The following is a 22,416-nucleotide window of genomic DNA, read 5'->3' on the forward strand; positions in this document are numbered from 1 at the left end:
CCGCCCCGCCGACCTGCGGCGACCGGACGGCCGGCCCGCCGACTAGCCGGACTCCTCCGCCAACGCGCGCAGCCGCGAGAGCGCCCGGTGCTGGGCGACCCGCACCGCGCCCGGCGACATCCCGAGCACCTCGCCGGTCTCCTCCGCCGACAGCCCGTCGGCCACCCGCAGCAGCACCAGCTCGCGCTGCCGGGCCGGCAGGTTGGAGAGCAGTTCCTTGATCCAGGCGGCGTCGCTGGACAGCAGCGCCCGCTCCTCGGGGCCGAGCGACTCGTCCGGCGTCTCCGGCAGGTCGTCCGGCGGGATCACCGTCGACCCGGGGCCGCGCATCGCGGCCCGCTGCAGATCGGCGATCTTGTGCGCGGCGATCCCGTACACGAAGGCTTCGAACGGGCGGCCGGTGTCGCGGTAGCGGGGCAGTGCGCAGAGCACCGCGACGCACACCTCCTGCGCCACGTCGTCGACGTGGTGCCGGGCGCCGCCGGGCAGTCGGACCAGCCGACCCCGGCAGTACCGCAGCGCGAGCGGGAGGACGTAGCCGAGGAGTGCTTCGATCGCCGGGCCGTCGCCGCGGACCGCGGCCGCTACCAGCTCCGCCACCTCGGGCGAGGCGCCGCCGCCGAGCACGGGGGGGCGCGAACCCGCTACGGTCACGCCCTCGGGCTCCGTCGGCCCACCGTCAGGTGCCGACGACGAATCGGCAGCCGCACCCCCGGGGGTGGGCTGCGCCGGATCGGTGCCGGCGGCCTCCTCGTCGTCATGCATCGATCCATGGTGCCTGGTCGGACCGGAAAACGCGGCACCGCGTCCGGACTTGTGCATCGGAACGTTATCCGTCGCCGCGTGCACCGTGCCGCCTCCCCTGCCTGTCCGCTGGTCCCCGAGGTGCTCCACTCCTCCATGGTGCAGCCTCGGGACCGCAACGTCACACGTCCGAGCGAGCGCAGTTCTCGCGCCCGCTCAGCGGACCAGGCCCCAACGGAAGCCCAGCGCCACCGCGTGCGCGCGGTCCGAGGCGCCGAGCTTCTTGAACAGCCGCCTGGCGTGCGTCTTCACGGTGTCCTCGGACAGGAACAGTTCACGGCCGATCTCCGCGTTGGAGCGGCCGTGGCTCATCCCCTCCAGGACCTGGATCTCACGGGCCGTCAGCGTCGGCGCGGCGCCCATGTCGGGGCTGCGCAGCCGGCGCGGGGCGAGCCGCCACGTCGGGTCGGCCAGCGCCTGGGTGACGGTGGCCCGCAGTTCGGCGCGCGAGGCGTCCTTGTGCAGGTAGCCGCGGGCCCCGGCGGCGACCGCGAGGGCCACGCCGTCCAGGTCCTCGGCCACGGTGAGCATGATGATTCGGGCGCCCGGGTCGGCCGACAGCAGCCGGCGGACCGTCTCCACCCCGCCGAGGCCGGGCATCCGGACGTCCATCAGAACGAGATCGGAACGGTCGGCCACCCAGCGGCGGAGGACCTCCTCACCGTTCGTCGCAGTGGTCACCCGGTCCACGCCGGGCACGGTCGCCACCGCACGGCGAAGCGCCTCCCGGGCGAGCGGGGAATCGTCGCAGACGAGTACGGATGTCATGACCGTCCTCCGCAGCTGATCCGCGTCACGTTGAGCCTCCTGGCTGGTACGAACCTCTCCGACACGGCCCCGGGTCGGACCCCGTTCCCGATCGCCTCGCTCCGCGACCGTTCCCGACGTCCCCGCTGACCGCCTCCGTACTTCCAACGACCGTCACTCGAATGAGTTACGGCTTCAGGTCCATCTCCACCACTGTACGTGGCCGACCCATCACACAAGAGCCACCTCGCGGTGCACACGCCGCTCTTTTGTGCAGCTCGCACGCGGTGCCCGCGCCGTGCACGCCCCCGGGTGGCCTTCCGCGCCCCGTCGGACACCCGATCGACGCACGGCCCGGGTTCAAACCTCTTGCCCCGTTTGTCCGTTTTTATAGCTTCTGTCAGGTCATTGACTGTTGTGTCGGTCTGTGGGTGACTTGTCCGTGTAGTTGGCGTAAGTCATATTTCCAGGTGTCCGTACCGGCCCCGCGCAGCCTCGCCGCAGCAATCGCCGCCGAGCCGCCAGGTCCCGAGTTCCTGAAGGGAATGAGCCATGGCAGATTTCTCCCGCCTCCCCGGCCCGAACGCAGACCTCTGGGACTGGCAGCTCTCCGCCGCCTGCCGCGGCGTCGACAGTTCGCTGTTCTTCCACCCCGAGGGCGAGCGCGGCGCGGCCCGGACCTCCCGCGAGGCGAGCGCCAAGGAGGTCTGCATGCGCTGCCCGGTGCGCGCCCAGTGCGCGGCCCACGCCCTGGCCGTCCGCGAGCCCTACGGGGTGTGGGGCGGCATGACGGAGGACGAGCGCGAGGAGTTGCTCGGCCGCTCCCGCAACCGTCTGATCGAGGTCCCGCTGGCGATGCCGCAGAGCCTGCGCCGCTAGTCGGCGGCGCCCCTCCCGTGCCGCGCGGGTCCGCACCGCGGCCCCGGCCCCGAAGAAACGATTCTCCGGGCGTGTCGCACGGCCCGTCCCCGGCCGGTGCCACGCCCTTTCGGCCGATCGGCCCCGAGCGGCCGACGCCTCAGCGGACGGCGGCGGCCGCCGCCAACTGGTCCTGCATCAGCGCCACCGCGGGGACGCCCGCCAGGTCCGGCAGGGTCAGCGCCACCACCTCGCGCCGGGCGGCCTCCCCCGACGCCACCCGCACCGGCACCGCGGCCACCCCCGGGTGGCGCACCGACTCCAGCGCCAGCCCCGGCAGCACCGCCACCCCCAGGCCCGCCCCCACCAGGCCCACCACGGCCGGGTAGTCGTCGGTCGCGAAGTCGATGTCCGGCGCGAAGCCCGCCGCCGCGCACAGCTCCACCAGGTGGCCCCGGCACTGCGGACAGCCCGCGATCCACTGCTCGCCCGCCAGCTCCGCCAGGTCCACCGGCGCGCCCTCGCCGCGGTCCGCCAGCGGATGCCCCGCCGGGACCAGGCCCACCAGCGGATCGTCCAGCAGCGGGCGCACCACCAGCTCCGACCAGTCGTTCGCGGCCGCGGTCGCCGCCGCCTCCAGCGCCGCCTCGGCCCGCGCCTCGCGCAGCGTCGCGTGCGGCGAGGGCAGGCTCAGGCCGCCCTGCGAGTCCGGGTACCGGAACGCCAGCGCCACCTCGCACTCGCCGCCCCGCAGCATCGCCAGCGCCTGCGGCGGCTCCGCCTCCACCAGCGAGACCCGCACCCCCGGGTGCACCGCCCGCAACTGCGCCACCGAACGCGGCACCAGCGTCGAACTCGCCGTCGGGAACGAGACCAGCCGCACCCGGCCGGCCCGCAGGCCGGCGATCGCCGCGACCTCCTCCTCGGCGGCCGAGAGCCCCGCGAGGATCCCGTTCGCGTGCTTCAGCAGCACCCGGCCGGCCTCGCTCAACTGCATCTCCCGGCCCGAGCGCACCACCAGCGGGGTGTCCACCGCCTTCTCCAGCGCCTTCATCTGCTGGCTCACCGCGGGCTGGGTGCACCCCAGCTCCCGCGCCGCGGCGGAGAACGACCCGGTCCGGGCGACGGCGTGCAGGACGCGGAGGTGGCGGGCTTCGATCACGTGCCCAACTCTACGGAACCCGCCGACGGCGCCCCGCCGCGCGCAGCACGAAGGGGCGCGGGGAACCGGCGGTCCGATCCGCGCACCCGGGAGTGCGTGGTCGGTCGCGCGGTTCCTCGCGCCCCTTCAGTGCCTGGCGGTCAGCGCATCAGTGGCTGTGGCCGTGGCCGCCGTGCGAGTGGCCGTGGCCCGCGGCCTCCTCGTCCTCCTTCTTCTCCACCACGAGGGTCTCGGTGGTGAGCAGCAGGGAGGCGATCGAGGCGGCGTTCTCCAGGGCGGAGCGGGTGACCTTGACCGGGTCGATGACGCCGGCCTTGACCAGGTCGCCGTACTCGCCGGTGGCGGCGTTGTAGCCCTGGCCGGGCTCCATCTCGGCGACCTTGGAGGTGATGACGTAGCCCTCGAGGCCGGCGTTCTGGGCGATCCAGCGCAGCGGCTCGGCGAGCGCCTTGCGGACCACGGCGACACCGGTGGCCTCGTCGCCGGTCAGGCCGAGGCCGTTCTCCAGGACCTTGGCGGCGTGCACCAGGGAGGCGCCACCACCGGCGACGATGCCCTCCTCGACCGCGGCGCGGGTCGCGGAGATGGCGTCCTCCAGGCGGTGCTTGCGCTCCTTGAGCTCGACCTCGGTGGCCGCGCCGACCTTGATCACGCAGACGCCGCCGGCCAGCTTGGCGAGGCGCTCCTGGAGCTTCTCGCGGTCCCAGTCGGAGTCGGTGTTGGCGATCTCGGCCTTGATCTGGGCCACCCGGCCCGCGACCTCGGCGGAGTCGCCGGCGCCGTCGACGACGATGGTCTCGTCCTTGGTGACGGTGATGCGGCGGGCGGTGCCGAGCACGTCCAGGCCGACCTGGTCGAGCTTGAGGCCGACCTCCTCGGAGACGACCTGGCCGCCGGTGAGGGTGGCGATGTCGCCGAGGATCGCCTTGCGGCGGTCGCCGAAGCCGGGGGCCTTGACCGCGACCGCGTTGAAGGTGCCGCGGATCTTGTTGACCACCAGGGTGGAGAGGGCCTCGCCGTCGACGTCCTCGGCGATGATCAGCAGCGGGCGGGAGCCGCCGGCCTGCAGGACCTTCTCCAGCAGCGGCAGGAGCTCCTGGATCGAGGAGATCTTGCCCTGGGTGATGAGGACGTACGGGTCCTCCAGGACGGCTTCCTGGCGCTCCGCGTCGGTGACGAAGTACGGCGACAGGTAGCCCTTGTCGAACTGCATGCCCTCGGTGAACTCGAGCTCCACGCCGAAGGTGTTGGACTCCTCGACGGTGATCACACCGTCCTTGCCGACCTTGTCGATCGCCTCGGCGATCAGCTCGCCGACCTGGGTGTCCTGCGCGGAGAGGGAGGCGACGGCGGCGACGTCGTCCTTGCCCTCGATCTCGCGGGCGATGGACAGCAGGTGCTCGGAGACGGCGGCGACGGCCTTGTCGATGCCCTTCTTCAGGGCGGCCGGGCCGGCGCCGGCGGCGACGTTGCGCAGGCCCTCGTTGACCAGGGCCTGGGCCAGCACGGTGGCGGTGGTGGTGCCGTCACCCGCGACGTCGTTGGTCTTGGTGGCGACCTCCTTGACCAGCTGCGCGCCGAGGTTCTCGTACGGGTCGTCGAGCTCGACCTCGCGGGCGATGGTCACACCGTCGTTGGTGATGGTGGGGGCGCCGAACTTCTTGTCGATGACGACGTTGCGGCCCTTGGGGCCGATGGTCACCTTGACGGTGTCGGCCAGCTTGTTGACACCGCGCTCCAGCGAGCGGCGGGCGTCCTCGTCGAACTGCAGGGTCTTCGCCATGATCCCGTTTCCTCAGGGGTTGGTCTGCGTCAGTGGAGCAAAAGCCGCGCCCCGGGCCCCTGTCAGTGCTGACACGGATCCGGGGCGGGGCTGGGACGTCTTACTTCTCGATGATCGCGAGAACGTCGCGCGCCGAGAGGACCAGGTACTCCTCGCCCTGGTACTTCACCTCGGTGCCGCCGTACTTCGAGTACAGGACGATGTCACCGACGGCGACGTCGAGCGGCAGACGCTGGCCGTCCTCGAAGCGGCCCGGGCCGACCGCCAGGACGACACCCTCCTGGGGCTTCTCCTTGGCAGTGTCCGGGATCACCAGGCCGGAGGCGGTGGTGGTCTCGGCGTCGAGCGGCTGGACCACAATGCGGTCCTCGAGCGGCTTGATGGCAACCTTGCTGCTGGTGGTCACGTCCGAGCTCCCCTTCGGAGATTACGGGGTTGTCTTACAGGTAGGTGGGCGATTGCGCGCGGCCGCCGTCGCGGGGGTCGGACACGTTTCATCGCGTTAGCACTCTCCCAGGGGGGAGTGCCAGGAACGACCATAGGACGCCGTTAGCACTCAGTCAACCAGAGTGCCAACGGCGTCGCGTCCGAGTTTCCGGAACGGCCCGCCTTCTCGCCGGTTCCGCGGGCGGTCGCGCTGGACGGCCCGCTGCCGACGGCCGCCACCGCGGCCCTGCCGGCGGCGGGCGCGAACCACCCGTACGGCTCCGTCCGTCCTGCCCGGCTCCCGGTGATCGGGCGCCGGGTCGGCAGCGACAATGGTGCGGTGGAGATCGAGTCGTTCCGGGCGCTGCTGACCGAGCAGGGGCAGGCGCTGCTGGCCGAGTTGCGGGGGTTCACGGCGGGCGAGGAGCTGGCGCTGGCGACCAGGCTGCGGCGGGAGTTCGACGCCGAGCTGGTGCGGGCGGCGTTCGAGCAGGCCCGGCTGCGGGAGCGCGCGGAGGCGAAGTTCGGGGCGGACGCCCGGTCGATGTACTTCACCCAGAACGGGGTGGAGCAGGCGACCCGGCGCAGCGTCGCGCAGTGGCGGGCCGGCCGGTTCGCGGCGCTGGGGGTGAAGCGGCTGGCGGACCTCTGCTGCGGGATCGGCGGGGACGCGGTGGCGCTGGCCCGGGCCGGCATCGCGGTGCTGGCGGTGGACCGGGACGAGCTGACCTGCGAGGTGGCGGCGGCGAACGCGGCGGCGCTGGGCGTCTCCGAGCTTGTGGAGGTGCGCCGCGCGGACGTCGCGGACGTCGACACGGCGGGTTTCGACGCGGTGTTCACCGATCCGGCGCGGCGCACCTCGCGGGGCCGGGTGTTCGACCCGGAGGCGTACTCGCCGCCGCTGTCCTGGGCGGTGGAGGCGGCCCGGCGGGCGCCGTTCGGGGCGTTGAAGGTGGCGCCGGGCATTCCGCACGAGCTGGTGCCGGAGGGCGCGGAGGCGGAGTGGGTGTCGGACCGGGGCGAGGTGAAGGAGGCGGTGCTGTGGTTCGGCACGGCCGCCGCCGAGCCGTACCGGGCGACGCTGCTGCCGGGTGACCACTCCCTGGCGGGCGGGGCGCTGCCGGATCCGCCGGCGGGCGCGGTGGGGCGGTACCTGTACGAGCCGGACGGCGCGGTGATCCGGGGCCGGATGGTGGCGGAGGTGGCGCGGTCGGTGAACGGGCGGCTGATCGACCCGATGATCGCGTACGTCACCTCGGACGAGCTGCTCCCGACGCCGTACGCGCACGCGTACGAGTTGACGGACGTACTGCCGTACCAGGTCAAGAAGTTGAAGGCGCTGCTGAAGGAGCGCCGGGTCGGCACCGTGGTGATCAAGAAGCGCGGGATGGCGATCACGCCGGAGGAGTTGCGGCGGCAGTTGAAGCCGTCCGGGCCGAACGGGGTGACGGTGATCCTCTCCCGCACCCCGGACGGCCCGGTGATGATGCTGGGTCAGCCGGTGGGGCGGGCGATGTAGTCGTCGAGGCGGGCGACCGCGAAGCCCTGTTCCTGGATGCGGGAGAGCAGCTCGCCGAACATCTGGGTCATGGTCTCGCCCTTGAGGTCGGAGGGGCCGCGGAAGTGGGCGAGGATGATGTCGCCGTTCTTCAGCTTCTTGTCGGCGGCCTGGTACTGCATGTCGTGGATCTGCATGGACTCGCGCCACAGCACGACGGCGCGTGGCCCGCACTCCTGGACGGCGGTGTTCAGGGCCGGGGTGTTGGCGCCGTCGCCGTAGGGCGGGCGGAACAGGTACGGGGCGGTGCCGTACTGCTCGGTGAGCGCGGTCTGCGCGTCGCAGATCTCGGACTTCTGCTTGGCAGCCGGGATCTTGCTCATCACCGGGTGGTCGACGGTGTGGTTCTGCACGGTGTTGCCGAGCGCCTGGAGCGGCTTGAAGTAGCCGTAGTCGTTCTTCACGATGTCCCTGGTCAGGAACATCGTGATCGGGACCTTCAGGTCGGTGAGCATCTGGACGAACTTGGGGTCCTTCTCGGCCCCGTCGTCGATGGTGATGAACACGACCTTGTCGTGGGTGGGGATCTCGCTGAACACCGGCACCGCGCCGGTCTTCGTGAGCTTGATCGGCTTGTCGGCGGGCGGCGCGGGCGCCTTGGCCATCGGCTTGAGGCCCCACTTCGCCCACGCGGCGTCACCGACCGTGTCCTGTGCGGGGGTTGACGACCCGCCGACGGGCGGTGCGACCGAGGAGGCGACGGCCGGCTGCGCCGGGACGGCCTGGTGCTGGTCGTCCGGGGTGGAGCCGCCGCAGCCGCTCGCCGCCAGCAGGACGGCGAGCGCCCCCGCCCCGTACCCGATCCGGGCCCTGTTCGTCACCGGTGTCCCCCCGCTCTTGCTCTACACGCGTGTCGATGTTCAGGACGAACGCTACCGGCTCCGCGGTTGCCTACCCGGCATCCGTGCGGGTGAAGGTCCAGCGGTGCACCGGCCGGGCGAGCAGCCCGGCCGGCGGCTCCGGCACCGGCTGCGGCTCGCCCGCCCAGAGCGCGATCAGCAGCACCCGCTCGCCCGGCGCGGTGAACAGCTCCACCCGCTCCAGGCCGGCCGCGCCGCGCACCGCGGGCAGCGCGAACTCCCTTGCCCACGCATGCAGTTCACTCCCCCGCCCGTCGACCGCCCGGGCCTCCCACATGGCCGCGAGGGTCACTTCAGCGCCTCGTGCGCGTGCGCGTGGAAGTCGCCGTGCCCGGCGCCCGCGGCCGGCACGTGCGTCTCGGTGACCGGCAGCGAGGAGTCCGCCGACAGGTCGAAGGCGGACGGGGTGCGGTTGCGCCACACCATCTCGGCGCCGAGCGCCGCCACCATCGCGCCGTTGTCGGTGCACAGGCCCGGCCGCGGCACCCGCAGCACGATGCCGGCCTTGTCGCAGCGCTGCTGCGCCATCTCGCGCAGCCGCGAGTTGGCGGCCACGCCGCCGCCGATCATCAGGTGGTCGACGTCGTTGTCCTTGCAGGCCCGCACCGCCTTGCGGGTCAGCACGTCGGTCACCGCCTCCTGGAAGGACGCCGCGACGTCGGCCACCGGCACCGGCTCGCCGGCCCGCCGCTTGGCCTCCACCCAGCGCGCCACGGCGGTCTTCAGGCCGGAGAACGAGAAGTCGTACGCCGGGTCGCCGGCGTTGTTCAGCCCGCGCGGGAACGCGATCGCCGAGCCGTCCCCCTCGCGGGCCATCCGGTCCACCACCGGCCCGCCGGGGAAGCCCAGCCCGAGCACCCGGGCCACCTTGTCGAACGCCTCGCCCGCCGCGTCGTCGATGGTCGCGCCCAGCGGCCGGACGTCCGAGGTGATGTCGCCGCTCAGCAGCAGCGAGGAGTGGCCGCCGGACACCAGCAGCGCCATCGTCGGCTCCGGCAGCCGGCCGTGCTCCAGCTGGTCCACGCAGATGTGCGAGGCCAGGTGGTTCACCCCGTAGAGCGGCTTGTCCAGCGCCCACGCGTACGCCTTCGCGGCGCTGACGCCCACCAGCAGGGCGCCCGCCAGGCCCGGACCCGCGGTGACCGCGATGCCGTCCAGGTCGCTCGCCTTCACTCCGGCGGTGTCCAGCGCGCGCTTGATGGTGGGGACCATCGCCTCCAGGTGCGCCCGGCTGGCGATCTCCGGGACGACGCCGCCGAACCGGGCGTGGTCGTTGACGCTGGAGGCCACCGCGTCGGCCAGCAGCGTGGTGCCGCGGACGATGCCGACGCCGGTCTCGTCGCAGGAGGTCTCGATGCCGAGGACGAGGGGTTCGTCAGCCATTGTGATGATCCTTCAAATCGCTTGACTCGCTTGCCAGGTGGTCCAGACGCATCACCAGCGCGTCCACGTTGGCGGGCTGGTAGTAGCCCCGCCGAATCCCGACCGGCTCGAACCCGAACCGCTCGTACAGCCGCTGCGCCCGGAGGTTGTCCACCCGCACCTCCAGCAGCAGTTCGGCGCAGCCGCGCCGGACCGACTCGCCGATCAGCTCCTCCAGCAGCATCGCCCCGAGCCCCGCCCCCTGGTGCCCGGTGTCCACCCCGATGGTCTGCACGTCGGCGTCCGCCCCGACCGCCATCATCCCCGCGTACCCGACGACCGCCCCGGAGGCGTCCACCGCCACCACGTAGTGCCGGCTCCCGCCCGGGTACGCCTCCGCCAGCTCCGACCAGTACATGCCCCGCGACCAGGCGTCCTCGGGGAACAGCCGGGGCTCCAGCACCATGACGGACTCGATGTCCCACCACCGCATGGGACGCAGCGCGTACTCAGCCACGCCGGCCGACCTGCCCGCCGAACGTCACGCCGGAAGCACCGCCTTGTACCCCGCCGGGACCTGCGCGTCCGGGCGCCGCAGGTACAGCGGGGCGTTCGGCAGCAGCTCGCGCCCCGCCGCCAGCTCCCGCACCGCGAAGTCCGCCAGCGCTCCCGCCGACACGTGCTCCGGGCCGCTCGCCGCCGGCAGGGCGTACAGCAGCGCGCCCGCGCCGACCGTCCGCCGGCCGGGCTCGATCTCCGCCGGGCGGTCCACCGAAGGGCCGGAGGTCCGCGTCCCGGCGCCGTCGTACGAGGCCCAGTAGACCTCCTTGCGGCGCGCGTCGGTGGCCACCGTGAACGCCCCGTCGAGGCCCTCGGTGCGGGCCTGGTGGGCGATCGCGTCGAGGGTGCAGACGCCGTGCACGGGCAGGCCCAGCGCGTCGCCGAGGGCGGCCGCGGTGACCAGGCCGACCCGCAGTCCGGTGTAGGGGCCGGGGCCGACGCCGACCGCCAGGTGGGTCAGGTCGCGCTTGTCCACGCCGGCGGTGCGCAGCACGGCCGCGATGGTGGGCAGCAGCAGTTCGCCGTGCCGGCGGGCGTCGACCTCGTAGGACTCGGCGAGCACCCGCTCGCCGTCGTGGACGGCGGCGGTGACGGCGGGGGTGGCGGTGTCGAAGGCGAGGAGGAGCACGGGTTCAAGGTTAGAGGGTCCGGACCGGGTGCCCGCACCGGCCGGGAACACACGATCGGAAGAGGCCGGAACGGCGGTCCGCACCTGGCACGATGGGGATCTCGGTCGTGGGACGCGGAGCGTTGAGGAGCAGACGTGGCGAAGCTGGGTCCTGGTGTGGTGGTCGGCGGGCTGACCCTGGGGGCCATGGCGGTGATCGGGCTGCTGGCGTTCCAGGCAAACGGCACCGCCTCCCGGGCGGTGGCGGCCACGCCGTCGGCGAGCAGCAGCGCCCCGGCCGCCTCGCCCTCGGCGAGCGGTCGGCCGAGCGCGCCGCCGCTGCCCGCGGACTCCGGCACCGGCCTGCGGGTGGTGCTCTCGCTGAAGGACCGCCAGGTGTGGCTGGTCGATCCGAAGAAGCCGACGCCGGTGGTCGCGTCGTTCCAGGTCACACCGGGCAACACCCTCCCGGTGCCGGGCGCCTACACGGTCACCGGCCGGACCGCGGCGGGCACCGGGACCGACGGGCGGAAGGTCGAGCACGTGGTGCGGTTCTCGCAGCAGTCCGGCACGGTGTTCGGCTTCAGCGCGCTGGTCGACGAGAACGCGCCCGCCCCGTCGGTGGACCCGAAGACCAGGACCGGCGGCCTCCGGGCGTCCCGGGCGGACGGCCAGGCGCTGTGGGACTTCGCGCCGAACGGCACCCGGGTGATCGTGGTCGCCTGACCGCGGGTCGGACCCGGGCCGCTCTCCGGGCCGCGGCCGGGCGGGCCTCAGGCGGCGCGGCGCTCCGGCGGGGTGGAGACCGCCCGGGCCGCGCGGCAGGACGCGAGCAGGACGCGCATCGGCACGGGCGCGACGACGGCGGGCTGCGCCTCGCCCCGAACGGTCGGCTCGGGGCGGTCGTCAGGACGTGGGGTGGTGCTCGCCATGGGGCGCCTCCCTAGTTAGGCATACCTAACCTGCTGACGCCATCCCATCACGCCCGCGCGGTGCGCCGCAACAGTTTCCCGACGCGCTGTCGGAAACCTGACTCAGTTCTCACTCAATCCGGTGAGGTCCGCACCGTCCCAGCGGCCGCCCAGCCCGGTCACCGTGACCCGCCGCCCGTCCGCCTCGTCCAGCGCGTCCACCGCCTCCCCGCCCAGGGTGCGCTCGATGCGGATCTCCAGCCGGTCCTCGGAGAGCTGCTCGACCTTGCCCTCGCCCCACTCGACCACGATCACCGACTCGGGCAGCGACACGTCCAGGTCGAGGTCCTCCATCTCGTCCAGGCCGCCGCCCAGCCGGTACGCGTCCACGTGCACCAGCGCCGGGCCGCCGGTCAGCGACGGGTGCACCCGGGCGATCACGAAGGTCGGCGAGGTGACCGCGCCGCGCACGCCCAGGCCCTCCCCCAGGCCGCGGGTCAGCGTGGTCTTGCCCGCGCCCAGCTCCCCGGACAGCAGCACCAGGTCACCGGGGTGCAGCAGCCCGGCGAGCCGCCGGCCCAGGCCGGTCATCCGCTCCGCGGTTTCGACGGTGAGAGTGGTCTGCGAGCCCATAGCGTCCAGCGTCCTTCTTCGATCGGTGCGGCCACCCCGGCCAACCCCTAAGGTGCCACACCGCGGCCGGACGCCCGCTCAGCCCTCCGGCCGCTCGCCCGCCAGCTCCCGCACCGCGTCCGGCAGCGGACCGGTCCCGGCGTGCGCGGCGGCCCGCTCCAGCAGCCCCGCCAGCTCCGCGTCGACGGTGCCGGGGCGCTCCAGCATCACCAGGTGCCCGGCGTCCTGGACCAGCACCAGCCGGGAGCCGGGCAGCGCCGCGGCGATCGCCTCGGAGTACTCGGGCGGGGTCAGCAGGTCCTTCGTCCCGGCCAGCACCAGCGTGGGGACGCCGTCCAGCGCTGCCAGCGCGGCCTGCTTGTCGTGCGCGGAGAACGCCGGGTAGAACTCGGCGACCACGTCGATCGGGGTGGCGTCCAGCAGTTGCTCGGCGAACCGGGCCACCGCCGGGTCGACGTCCCTGCTGCCGAACGAGAACCGCCGGTAGAACACCGCCGCCACGTCCGAGCCCCAGCGCCGGGTGGCCTCCACCAGCTCGACCTGACGGCCCAGCAGCCGCACCACGCCGGGCGCGACCCGCTTCATCACCTTCGCCCCGGCCGCGGGCAGGCCCAGCGTCACCGAGTCCCAGCCGCCCGCCAGCGTGCCGACCAGCGCGACCCCCGCCACCCGGCCCTGCGGGCCGAACAGCTCCGGGTGCTGCGCCGCCAGCGCCATCACGGTCATCCCGCCCATCGAGTGCCCGACCAGCACGATCGGGCCGTCCGGCGCCACCGCGTCCAGCACCGCGCGCAGGTCGGTGCCCAGCTGGTCGATCGACGCGGGCTCGCGGTCCAGGTAGGAGCGGGAGCGCTCGGAGCGGCCGTGGCTGCGCTGGTCCCAGAACACCGTGCGCAGCACCCCGCGCAGCGCGGCGCGCTGGAAGTGCCAGCTGTCCTGGTTCAGGCAGTAGCCGTGGCAGAACACCACCGTCGGCCCGCCGCTCCCGGCCGCCTCGTCCACCTCGACGTACAGCTCGGTGCCGTCGTCCGCCGCGACCCGCCGCCCCGTCCCGCGCAGCGACCCGAACGGGGCCGCCGCGTCCAGTTCCTCCCGTGCCCGCTTCCGCATCGCCCGCCCCACCGTCAGCCGCTCGATCGCCACCCCGGCCGCGGCCCCGGCGGCGAGCACTCCCAGCGAAATACCGATCAGACCCGCCCGCGACACTCCGCCGGACGACGCTTCGTCAGCCACCTGTCACTCCGTCCCCCCGACGTAACGCCGCGGTACTCGTCCCCCGATCCGGGTGATGATCTCGTACGCGATGGTGCCGCAGGCCCGGGCCCAGTCCTCGGCGGTGGGTTCGCCGCGGTCGCCGGGGCCGAAGAGCCGGACCTCCTCGCCGGTCTCGGGGGTGTCCCCGCCGAGGTCGACGACGAACTGGTCCATGGCGACCCGGCCGGCCACCCGGTACCAGGTGGAGCCGATCTGGACCGGCCCGGTGTTGCTGGCGTGGCGCGGGACGCCGTCCGCGTAGCCGAGCGGGACCAGGCCCAGGGTGGTCGGCCCGGCGGTCGTGTAGTGGTGGCCGTAGGAGATGCCGTGGCCGCCGGGGGCGCGCTTGACCAGGGCGAGCCGCGCGGTCAGCGACATCACGGGCCGCAGGCCGTAGTCGGCGGGCGCGCCGAGGTCGGGCACCGGCGACAGCCCGTACATGGCGAGGCCGGGCCGGACCAGGTCGTAGTGGGACTGCGGGAGCAGCAGCGTGGCCGGGGAGTTGGCCAGGTGCCGCACCTCGGGGTCGACGCCGGCCCGCTCGGCGAAGGCGAGGGCCTGCGCGAAGGAGTCGAGCTGGGCCTGGACGGAGGGGTGGCCGGGCTCGTCCGCGGCGGCGAAGTGCGACCAGACGCCGACCACCCGCAGCATGCCGTCGGCCTGCGCCTTGACGGCGTTCTCGACCAGGTCGGGCCAGTCGTGCGGCTGGCAGCCGTTGCGGCCGAGCCCGGTGTCGGCCTTGAGGTGGACCCGGGCGGGGATGCCGGTCTCGCGGACGGCGGCGAGCAGCTCGTCGAGCGCCCACTGGCCGCTGATCGAGATGTCGACGGAGTCGCGCAGGGCCTGCGCCCACGGGCCGCCGGGCGTCCACAGCCAGCACAGCACCCGGGCCCGGTCGGGGCCGATGCCGGCGGCGCGCAGCGCGAGCGCCTCCTCGGGGGTGGCGGTGCCCAGCCAGCGGGTGCCGGCCGCGACCGCCTCGCGGGCACACCGGATCGCGCCGTGGCCGTAGGCGTCGGCCTTGACCACGGCCATCAGCTCGGGGCCGTCGGTGCGGGCGCGCAGTGCGGCCAGGTTGTCGCGCAGCGCGCCGAGGTCGACGGTCGCCTCGGCGCGGGCACCCTGGGTCAGCGCGGGCGTCCCGGTGGTGTTCGCAGTCGTCATCGCGTATCAGTCTCCCAGACAGCCGCCGGTCCCCCCATCAGGGGCACGGCCGACCGGAGGCGTGTCACCCGTCCACCGGTACGGCCCGCCCCCGGCTGGTTCCACGCGGCGGGCGGCGTTCCGGTTCCGTCACGGGGCCAGTGAGGCCCAGACGGGGTGCAGCGCGTCGGCCACGTCGAGGGCGGTGACGGGCGCGCCGGGGCCGGCGGCCCGGCGGCCCGCCAGGCCGTGCAGGTAGGCGGCGGCGGAGGCGGCGTCCAGCGGGTCGAGGCCGGTGGCGAGCAGCGAACCGGCCAGGCCGGCGAGGACGTCGCCGCTGCCGGCGGTGCCGAGCCAGCCGGTGCCGGTGGCGTTGACCCGGGTGCGGCCGTCGGGGTCGGCGACCACGGTGGTGGAGCCCTTGAGCAGCACGGTGGCGCCGTAGCGGGCGGCGAGCAGCCGGGCGGCCCACAGGCGGCGGGCGGCGACCGTGTCGGCGTCGGTGTGCTCGTCGACGCCGGCCAGCAGCCGGGCGGCCTCGCCGGCGTGCGGGGTGAGCAGCGTGGGGGCGGGCCGGCCGGCCAGCACGGCGGGGCCGAGGCGGGCGAGTTCGGTGAGCGCGTCGGCGTCGGCGAGGACGGGCGCGCCGGTGTCGAGGGCCTCGCGCAGCGCGGTCTCGGCGCCGTCGCCGCCGCCGGGGCCGACCACCCAGGCCTGCACCCGGCCGGCCCGGCCCGGGCCGGCCTCGGTGACCAGCGTCTCGGGGTGGCGGCGGACCACTTCCTCGGCGGCGTGCCCGGTGTAGCGGACCGCGCCCGCGCCGCCGCGCAGCGCCCCGGCGACGGCCAGGACGGCGGCGCCGGGGTAGCGGGCCGAGCCGGCGGCGACGCCGACCACGCCGCGCCGGTACTTGTCGCTCTCCGGGCCGGGGACGGGCAGCAGCGCGGCCACGTCGGCGTGCTGGAGGGCCTCGACGGGGGCGGGCGGCAGGTCGAGCCCGATGCCGACCAGGTGGACCACGCCCGCGTACTGCGCGCCGGGGTCGACCAGCAGGCCGGGCTTGTGGGTGCCGAAGCAGACGGTGACGTCGGCGCGCAGCGCGGGCCCGGCGACCTCGCCGGTGTCGGGGTCGACGCCGGACGGGACGTCGACGGCCACCACGGGGCCGCGGCGTGCCATGCCGGCGAACGGGGCGGCGGCGGGGCGCAGCGGTCCGCGGCCGCCGATGCCGACGATGCCGTCCAGCACCAGGTCGGCCCGGGTGAACGCGTGCGGGTCCGTCACCACCCGGCCGCCGGCGGCGAGCAGCGCGGCGAGTCCTTCGGCGTGCGCCTCGGCGGGGTCGAGCAGCAGCGCCTCGGCGCGGGCGCCGCGCCGGGCCAGCCGGGCGGCGGCGTACAGGGCGTCGCCGCCGTTGTCGCCGGAGCCGGCCAGCACCAGGACGCGGCTGCCGTAGACCCGGGGCAGCAGTCCGGCGCAGGTGGCGGCGAGGCCGGCGGCCGCGCGCTGCATCAGGGCGCCGTCGGGGAGCGCGGCCATCAGGACGGCCTCGGCGGCCCGGACCTGGTCGACCCGGTGGGCGTGGCGCATGGCGTCGGTCTCCTTCGCGGTGTCCGGTGGCGGTGCGCCGCCCATCCTCCCGCGTGGTTCAGCCTTCGGCGACGACCACGGCCGAGGCGACGCCCGCGTCATGACTGAGCGACACGTGCCAGGACGTCACCCCGAGGGCGGCGGCGCGGGCTTCGACGGTGCCGGTGATGTGCAGGACGGGGCGGCCGGACTCCTCGACCTGGACCTCGGCGTCCTCCCAGCGCAGCCCGGGGGGCGCGCCGAGGGCCTTGGCGACGGCCTCCTTGGCGGCGAACCGGGCGGCCAGCGAGGCGGTGCCCCGGCGCTTGCCGGACGGGAGGGTCAACTCGGCGGCGGTGAAGAGCCGTTCGGCGAGGCCGGGGGTGCGTTCCAGGGACTCCTCGAACCGCCCGATGTCCGCCACGTCGATGCCGACCCCGATGATCACCCGATCGCTCCCTCGTCCATGCCTGCGCGGCGGTTGCCGCCGCAGGCATGGACGATACGCGGGCTACTCGACGGTGACGGACTTGGCGAGGTTGCGCGGCTGGTCGACCTCGTGGCCCTTGGCGGTGGCCAGCTCGCAGGCGAACACCTGGAGCGGGACGGTGGACACCAGGGGCTGCAGCAGGGTCGGGGTGACCGGGATGCGGATCAGGTGGTCGGCGTAGGGGACGACGGCCTCGTCGCCCTCCTCGGCGATCACGATGGTCCGGGCGCCGCGGGCCCGGATCTCCTGGATGTTGGAGACGATCTTGTCGTGCAGGATCGAGCGGCCGCGCGGCGAGGGCACCACCACGACCACCGGCAGGCCCTCCTCGATCAGCGCGATCGGGCCGTGCTTGAGCTCGCCGGCGGCGAAGCCCTCGGCGTGCATGTAGGCGAGCTCCTTGAGCTTGAGCGCGCCTTCCAGGGCGACGGGGTAGCCGACGTGCCGGCCGAGGAACAGCACCGAGCGGGCGTCGGCCAGCGAGCGGGCCAGCTCGCGGACCGGCTCCATGGTGCCGAGCACCTGCTCGACCTGCCGGGGGGCGTCGCCGAGCTCGCGGATCACCGAGGAGATCTCGTCGCCCCACTTGGTGCCGCGGACCTGGCCCAGGTAGAGGGCGACCAGGTAGCAGGCGACCAGCTGGGTCAGGAACGCCTTGGTGGAGGCGACCGCGACCTCGGGCCCGGCGTGGGTGTAGAGCACCGCGTCGGACTCGCGCGGGATGGTCGAGCCGTTGGTGTTGCAGATCGCCAGCACCTTGGCGCCCTGCTCGCGGGCGTGCCGCAGCGCCATCAGGGTGTCCATGGTCTCGCCGGACTGCGAGATGGCGACGACCAGGGTGCGGTCGTCCATGATCGGGTCGCGGTAGCGGAACTCGCTGGCCACCTCGACCTCGCAGGGGACGCGGGTCCAGTGCTCGATCGCGTACTTGGCGATCATGCCGGCGTGGAACGCGGTTCCGCAGGCGACGATCACCACCTTGTCGACCTCGCGCAGCACCTGGTCGGGGATGCGCAGCTCGTCGAGGGTGAGCCGGCCGTCGGTGCCGATCCGGCCGAGCAGGGTGTCGGCGACGGCCTTCGGCTGCTCGGCGATCTCCTTGAGCATGAAGTAGTCGTAGCCGCCCTTCTCGGCGGCGGAGGCGTCCCAGTCCACGTGGTACTCGCGGACCTCGGCGGGCGTGCCGTCGAAGTTCGTCACCGTCACGCCCTCGGGGCGCAGCTCGACGACCTGGTCCTGGCCGAGCTCGATCGCCTCACGGGTGTGCGCGATGAACGCGGCGACGTCGGAGGCGAGGAAGTTCTCGCCCTCGCCGACGCCGACCACCAGGGGGGAGTTGCGGCGGGCGCCGACCACCGTGCCGGGGGCGTCGGCGTGCACCGCGACCAGGGTGAACGCGCCGTCCAGCTGGCGGCAGACCAGGCGCATGGCCTCGGCGAGGTCGCCGTCGTAGGCCTCGGAGAGCAGGTGCGCGACCACCTCGGTGTCGGTCTCGGAGCGGAGGGTGTGGCCCCGGTCGGCGAGGTCGGCGCGCAGCCGGGCGAAGTTCTCGATGATGCCGTTGTGGACCACCGCGACCTTGCGGTGGTCGTCCAGGTGGGGGTGGGCGTTGGCGTCGGTGGGGCCGCCGTGGGTGGCCCACCGGGTGTGCCCGATGCCCGTGGTGCCGGCCGGCAGAGGGGTTTCGGCCAGCGACTTCTCCAGGTTGACGAGCTTTCCGGCCCGCTTGTCGGTCGCCAGGAGCCACTGCCCGGGGGCTCCTTCGGTCTGCACTGCCACGCCGGCCGAGTCGTACCCGCGGTACTCCAGCCTTCGCAGACCTGCGATCACCACGTCGAGGGCCGATTGTGGCCCGGTATATCCAACAATTCCGCACATGTGCGCCAGCATATGTGCGCCTGTTCGGGCCCCGGCGGATCGGCTGACCACACCGGGTGACCGACACCACAACACCCGGGCGCCCGCAGACGGCTCACAATGGACCCTGTGCTGACCGAACTCTGTACGAGGGGCGCGACCCCGGCGCCCACCCCCTCCCCGTACGTGGATCTGGACCGCGCCGAGTGGAGCGCGCTGCGCGAGCGCACCCCGCTGCCGCTGACCGCCGACGAGGTCGAGCGCCTGCGCGGCCTCGGCACCGCGCTGGACCTCGACGAGGTCCGGGACGTCTACCTGCCGCTGTCCCGGCTGCTGAACCTGTACGTGCACGCCACCCACGAGCTGCGCGGAGCGATCGGGAGCTTCCTCGACACGCCCGACACCGAGCGGGTGCGCACCCCGTTCATCATCGGCGTGGCCGGCTCGGTCGCGGTCGGCAAGTCCACCACCGCCCGCCTGCTGCAGGCGCTGCTGGCCCGCTGGCCCGAGCACCCGCGGGTCGAGCTGGTCACCACCGACGGCTTCCTGCTGCCCAACGCGGAGCTGCGCCGGCGCGGCCTGATGGCCCGCAAGGGCTTCCCGGAGTCGTACGACCGCCGGGCGCTGATGCGCTTCGTCGCGGACGTGAAGGCCGGCAAGGAGCGGGTCACCGCCCCGGTGTACTCGCACCTGGTGTACGACATCGTGCCGGACCGGCAGCTGGTGGTGGAGCGCCCGGACATCCTGATCGTCGAGGGCCTGAACGTGCTGCAGCCCGCGCTGCCCGGCACCGACGGCCGGACCAGGATGGCGGTCGCCGACTACTTCGACTTCTCCATCTACGTGGACGCCCGCACCGACGACATCGAGAGCTGGTACCTGGACCGGTTCCGCAAGCTGCGGGAGACCGCCTTCCAGGACCCGAACTCCTACTTCCGGCGCTTCACCGAGGTGCCCGAGGAGGAGGCGATGGACTACGGCCGCCAGGTCTGGCGCACCATCAACAAGCCGAACCTGCTGGAGAACGTCCTGCCGACCCGCGGCCGGGCCACCCTGATCCTGCAGAAGGGCGGCGACCACAAGGTCCGCCGGGCGCTGCTGCGCAAGCTCTGACCGCGCGTCAGCCCTCACGACTGCTCCACGACTCCGGAACAGGTGGCACACGATCGGGTGGTCCGCGCCGGGTCTGACCCGCCGTCGGCATCACGGCTTGGTCCCGATTGGCGTGATGCCCGCCACCGCGACGCCCGGTATGCCCGCTTTCGAGCAGATTCACACTTTGCCCGGCCGTCTATCATCAGGACGGCCTATTCCCAGGTGTGTGAACAGCCGATCGAGACGGTCCGGGGGCCATGCTCGCTTTCCTGCTCCAGCTCCGCCAGTGGTGGACTGTCGGCACCATCTACCCTTTTGCCGTCTTCATGACCGGCGTCTGGGTGCTCTGGTTCGTCAGGCTCGGCCTGGCCCGCCGTTACAAGCCGTGGAAGCGGCCCTACCAGGTGACCACCTCCGTGATCATCCCGGTCGTGGACGAGCCGCCGGACCTCTTCTACTCGGTGCTGGACCGGATCATCGACCAGCAGCCCACCGAGATGGTCGTGGTCATCAACGGACGCCGCAACGAGGCGCTGGAGCAGGTCTGCGACCAGCTCGGCGTGTACTGGCTGTGGACCGAGATCCCGGGCAAGCGCAACGCCCTCAAGGTCGGGCTGGACGCCTGCACCGGGGAGATCGCCGTGCTCGTCGACTCCGACACCGTGTGGACCCCCACCACCCTCCCCGAACTGGTCAAGCCGTTCCGGGACGAGAAGGTCGGCGGGGTGACCACCCGTCAGCGGATCCTCGACCCCGGGCGGTCGGTGCTCACCCGCTGGGCCGACTGGCTGGAGAGCGTCCGCTGCCAGTACTCGCTGCCCGCGATGAGCGTGCTCGGCACCGTCGGCTGCCTGCCCGGCCGGACCATCGCCTTCCGCCGGAAGATCCTGCTGGAGTGCATGGACGACTTCCTGTCGGAGAAGTTCCTCGGGGTCTTCCTGGAGGTCAGCGACGACCGGACGCTGACCAACTACACGCTCAAGCAGGGCTACCGCACCGTCTACCAGTCCACCTCGCTGGTCTACACGGACGCACCGCTGCACCTGCGCAAGCTCACCAAGCAGCAGTACCGCTGGGCCCGCGGCTCGCAGTACAACACGCTGCGGATGCTGCCGTGGATGCTGCGCCGGGCCAAGATGCTCGCCCTGTTCTACGTGGTGGACATCCTGGTGCCGTTCGTCCTGCTCGGCTCCTTCGCCTCCTGGGGCACGGCGCTGTGGCACCGCACCGGCCCCAGCCTGTACATGGAGCTGCCGCTGCCGGCCGTCCACTGGAAGGCCATCACCACGATCCTGGTGCTCGCCGCGGTGATGTCGCTGCTGTCGATCGCCGTCCGGTTCGGCCGTCACTTCGCCTACCGGGCGCGGGACCTGGTCTTCCTCCCGGTGTTCATGGTGATCAACACTTTCGTCCTGCTGCCGGTCCGGCTGCTGGGCTTCTTCCGGATGGGTCACAACGCCTCCTGGGGCACCCGCAAGGACGGCTTCGCGGGTGAGCGGGCGCGCAGCGTCAAGGTGGTCATCCCCTATCTGCTGGGCAGCGCCCTGCTGTTCGGGTCGGTGATGATCAGTGTCTGAGACGACGACCATGGAGACCTCCGCCGCTCCCCAGGCCGCCGCCACCCGGCGCCGCAAGAAGATCCACTGGTGGTCGCGCGGCAGCGGCATCCGGCTGCGGATCTGGATGACCGTCAACGTGGTGCTGCTGGGCGCCCTCTGCTGGGGCGTCATGGCGGCCCTGGAACTGGACAGCAAGGGCCCCCGCTACGCCGGTCTGGGCCGCCCGGCCGGCGCGCCCGGGATCGACCAGCTGATCCACCCGGCGCCGCCGCCGGTGCCCGACAAGTCGATCTTCGGCACGCCGAACGGCAAGTACTTCGGCGTGGCGACCCCCGAGGCGCCGTGGTCCTCCGGCGAGGTCGACTCGATCGCCGACAAGGCCGGCGTCCGGCCCACCATGACCGAGTACTTCGTGCGCTGGACCGCCGACTTCGACCCGAAGGGCGTCGCCCGGGCCTACGAGCACGGCACCCTGCCGGTGATCTCCTGGGAGCCCTGGGACGGCGAGGAGGCCGGGCACACCGAGCAGCCCGCCTTCGCCCTCTCGACGATCGTCTCCGGCGCGCACGACGACTACATCCGGCGCTTCGCCCAGGGCGTCGCCGCCCAGAAGTGGCCGGTGGCGATCCGCTTCGCGCACGAGATGAACGGCATCTGGTACCCGTGGTCCGAGGGCAAGAACGGCAACCACAAGGGTGAGTACGTCCAGGCCTGGAAGCACGTCCACGACGTGTTCACCCAGGCCGGGGCGACCAACGTGATCTGGGTGTGGAGCGCGAACATCATCCGGCCGGTGCCGGGCACCGACCTGGCCGCGCTCTACCCCGGCGACGACTACGTGGACTGGGTCGGCCTGACCGGCTACGGCACCAAGGACGAGGAGAGCGCCACCGACACCTTCGGCCCCACGCTCGACATCCTGCGCCGGATCACCCACAAGCCGGTGCTGATCACCGAGACCGGCCGCGAGCCCAGCACCGCGCTCAAGGCGAAGTGGACCACCGATTTCTTCGGCTGGCTGAACCGGCAGGCGGACGTGCTCGGCTTCATCTGGTTCGAACGCGACCGGGACCAGGGCGGCAAGGCCGACTGGCGGTTCGACGAGACCCCCGAGTCCCAGCGCGCGTTCGCCGACGGCATCGCCACCGTCAAGCTCGCCGACGGACTCGGGGGCTGA

The 22,416-nt window shown here is 73.3% G+C and carries 23 protein-coding genes; 6 read left to right on the forward strand and 17 right to left on the reverse strand.

The features are described 5' to 3' along the window. Nucleotides 1–42: 42 nt before the first annotated feature. On the reverse strand, nucleotides 43–765 hold the full coding sequence (shbA, locus tag BX266_RS14045; protein ID WP_099899869.1) for an RNA polymerase sigma factor ShbA: 723 nt from the start codon (nucleotides 763–765) through the stop codon (nucleotides 43–45). 195 nt (nucleotides 766–960) lie between these two features. Continuing rightward, complete coding sequence (locus tag BX266_RS14050) at nucleotides 961–1,572, reverse strand: response regulator transcription factor (protein WP_014136228.1); 612 nt, start codon at nucleotides 1,570–1,572, stop codon at nucleotides 961–963. A 531-nt stretch (nucleotides 1,573–2,103) separates the two neighbouring features. On the opposite strand from BX266_RS14050, the gene BX266_RS14055 reads away from it, so the two are divergent. Beyond that, a complete protein-coding gene (locus tag BX266_RS14055) occupies nucleotides 2,104–2,430 on the forward strand; it encodes a WhiB family transcriptional regulator (RefSeq protein WP_099899871.1) in 327 nt (108 codons plus the stop codon). Between the two features lie 139 nt (nucleotides 2,431–2,569). Here the strand turns inward: BX266_RS14055 and BX266_RS14060 are convergent, their stop codons facing one another. The 3 genes from BX266_RS14060 to groES all read right to left on the reverse strand — a co-directional run bounded on the left by BX266_RS14060 (nucleotide 2,570) and on the right by groES (nucleotide 5,760). Then, a complete protein-coding gene (locus BX266_RS14060) occupies nucleotides 2,570–3,571 on the reverse strand; it encodes a LysR family transcriptional regulator (protein WP_099899873.1) in 1,002 nt (333 codons plus the stop codon). Between the two features lie 148 nt (nucleotides 3,572–3,719). After that, nucleotides 3,720–5,354 carry a chaperonin GroEL gene (gene groL, locus BX266_RS14065; RefSeq protein ID WP_099899875.1) on the reverse strand — a complete coding sequence of 545 codons (1,635 nt, stop codon included), beginning with the start codon at nucleotides 5,352–5,354 and terminating at the stop codon, nucleotides 3,720–3,722. 100 nt (nucleotides 5,355–5,454) lie between these two features. After that, entirely contained in the window at nucleotides 5,455–5,760 is a 306-nt protein-coding gene (gene groES / locus BX266_RS14070) for a co-chaperone GroES (RefSeq protein WP_014136232.1), read from the reverse strand. A gap of 360 nt (nucleotides 5,761–6,120) precedes the next feature. Here groES and BX266_RS14075 point away from each other — a divergent pair, with 360 nt between their 5' ends. After that, entirely contained in the window at nucleotides 6,121–7,299 is a 1,179-nt protein-coding gene (locus tag BX266_RS14075) for a class I SAM-dependent methyltransferase (protein ID WP_099899877.1), read from the forward strand. Here BX266_RS14075 and BX266_RS14080 read toward each other — a convergent pair. The 5 genes from BX266_RS14080 to tsaB all read right to left on the reverse strand — a co-directional run bounded on the left by BX266_RS14080 (nucleotide 7,275) and on the right by tsaB (nucleotide 10,749). After that, complete coding sequence (locus BX266_RS14080; protein ID WP_099899879.1) at nucleotides 7,275–8,159, reverse strand: polysaccharide deacetylase family protein; 885 nt, start codon at nucleotides 8,157–8,159, stop codon at nucleotides 7,275–7,277. The two genes, BX266_RS14075 and BX266_RS14080, sit on opposite strands and share 25 nt — an antisense overlap. 70 nt (nucleotides 8,160–8,229) lie before the next feature. Next, nucleotides 8,230–8,490 (reverse strand): hypothetical protein, encoded by a 261-nt coding sequence (locus BX266_RS14085; RefSeq protein WP_099899881.1) that lies wholly within the window; start codon nucleotides 8,488–8,490, stop codon nucleotides 8,230–8,232. Further along, complete coding sequence (gene tsaD, locus BX266_RS14090) at nucleotides 8,487–9,581, reverse strand: tRNA (adenosine(37)-N6)-threonylcarbamoyltransferase complex transferase subunit TsaD (RefSeq protein ID WP_099899883.1); 1,095 nt, start codon at nucleotides 9,579–9,581, stop codon at nucleotides 8,487–8,489. Before tsaD ends, BX266_RS14085 begins: the two co-directional genes overlap by 4 nt. Next, a complete protein-coding gene (rimI, locus tag BX266_RS14095) occupies nucleotides 9,574–10,053 on the reverse strand; it encodes a ribosomal protein S18-alanine N-acetyltransferase (protein WP_099907841.1) in 480 nt (159 codons plus the stop codon). The genes tsaD and rimI overlap by 8 nt, the downstream gene beginning before the upstream one ends. Before the next feature lie 48 nt (nucleotides 10,054–10,101). Next, on the reverse strand, nucleotides 10,102–10,749 hold the full coding sequence (tsaB, locus tag BX266_RS14100; protein WP_099899885.1) for a tRNA (adenosine(37)-N6)-threonylcarbamoyltransferase complex dimerization subunit type 1 TsaB: 648 nt from the start codon (nucleotides 10,747–10,749) through the stop codon (nucleotides 10,102–10,104). 135 nt (nucleotides 10,750–10,884) lie between these two features. On the opposite strand from tsaB, the gene BX266_RS14105 reads away from it, so the two are divergent. Further along, a complete protein-coding gene (locus tag BX266_RS14105; protein ID WP_259464697.1) occupies nucleotides 10,885–11,454 on the forward strand; it encodes a L,D-transpeptidase in 570 nt (189 codons plus the stop codon). A 47-nt stretch (nucleotides 11,455–11,501) separates the two neighbouring features. On the opposite strand, the gene BX266_RS38595 is transcribed toward BX266_RS14105, so the two are convergent. The 7 genes from BX266_RS38595 to glmS form a co-directional block, all read right to left on the reverse strand. Then, nucleotides 11,502–11,660 (reverse strand): hypothetical protein, encoded by a 159-nt coding sequence (locus BX266_RS38595; RefSeq protein WP_180290488.1) that lies wholly within the window; start codon nucleotides 11,658–11,660, stop codon nucleotides 11,502–11,504. Nucleotides 11,661–11,762: 102 nt separating this feature from the next. Continuing rightward, complete coding sequence (tsaE, locus tag BX266_RS14110; protein ID WP_099899887.1) at nucleotides 11,763–12,272, reverse strand: tRNA (adenosine(37)-N6)-threonylcarbamoyltransferase complex ATPase subunit type 1 TsaE; 510 nt, start codon at nucleotides 12,270–12,272, stop codon at nucleotides 11,763–11,765. 78 nt (nucleotides 12,273–12,350) lie between these two features. Further along, a complete protein-coding gene (locus tag BX266_RS14115) occupies nucleotides 12,351–13,505 on the reverse strand; it encodes an alpha/beta fold hydrolase (RefSeq protein ID WP_259464698.1) in 1,155 nt (384 codons plus the stop codon). 3 nt (nucleotides 13,506–13,508) lie between these two features. Next, the gene (alr, locus tag BX266_RS14120) at nucleotides 13,509–14,690 is read right to left on the reverse strand and encodes an alanine racemase (protein WP_099899892.1); all 1,182 of its coding nucleotides are present in this window, start codon (nucleotides 14,688–14,690) and stop codon (nucleotides 13,509–13,511) included. A gap of 129 nt (nucleotides 14,691–14,819) precedes the next feature. Then, complete coding sequence (locus BX266_RS14125; protein WP_099907847.1) at nucleotides 14,820–16,259, reverse strand: NAD(P)H-hydrate dehydratase; 1,440 nt, start codon at nucleotides 16,257–16,259, stop codon at nucleotides 14,820–14,822. A gap of 58 nt (nucleotides 16,260–16,317) precedes the next feature. Beyond that, nucleotides 16,318–16,686 (reverse strand): holo-ACP synthase, encoded by a 369-nt coding sequence (locus BX266_RS14130; RefSeq protein ID WP_099899894.1) that lies wholly within the window; start codon nucleotides 16,684–16,686, stop codon nucleotides 16,318–16,320. 63 nt (nucleotides 16,687–16,749) lie between these two features. Further along, nucleotides 16,750–18,606 (reverse strand): glutamine--fructose-6-phosphate transaminase (isomerizing), encoded by a 1,857-nt coding sequence (glmS, locus tag BX266_RS14135; RefSeq protein WP_099907849.1) that lies wholly within the window; start codon nucleotides 18,604–18,606, stop codon nucleotides 16,750–16,752. 99 nt (nucleotides 18,607–18,705) lie between these two features. Between glmS and coaA the strand changes: the two genes are divergently transcribed. The 3 genes from coaA (at nucleotide 18,706) to BX266_RS14150 (ending at nucleotide 22,416) form a co-directional block, all read left to right on the forward strand. Beyond that, entirely contained in the window at nucleotides 18,706–19,698 is a 993-nt protein-coding gene (gene coaA / locus BX266_RS14140) for a type I pantothenate kinase (RefSeq protein ID WP_099899895.1), read from the forward strand. Nucleotides 19,699–19,937: 239 nt separating this feature from the next. Next, nucleotides 19,938–21,257, forward strand: a complete 1,320-nt coding sequence (locus BX266_RS14145) for a glycosyltransferase family 2 protein (RefSeq protein ID WP_099899897.1) — start codon at nucleotides 19,938–19,940, stop codon at nucleotides 21,255–21,257. Next, entirely contained in the window at nucleotides 21,250–22,416 is a 1,167-nt protein-coding gene (locus BX266_RS14150; RefSeq protein WP_143686926.1) for a glycoside hydrolase family 26 protein, read from the forward strand. Before BX266_RS14145 ends, BX266_RS14150 begins: the two co-directional genes overlap by 8 nt.

This window comes from Streptomyces sp. TLI_171, from assembly GCF_003610255.1.
Lineage (GTDB): Bacteria > Actinomycetota > Actinomycetes > Streptomycetales > Streptomycetaceae > Kitasatospora.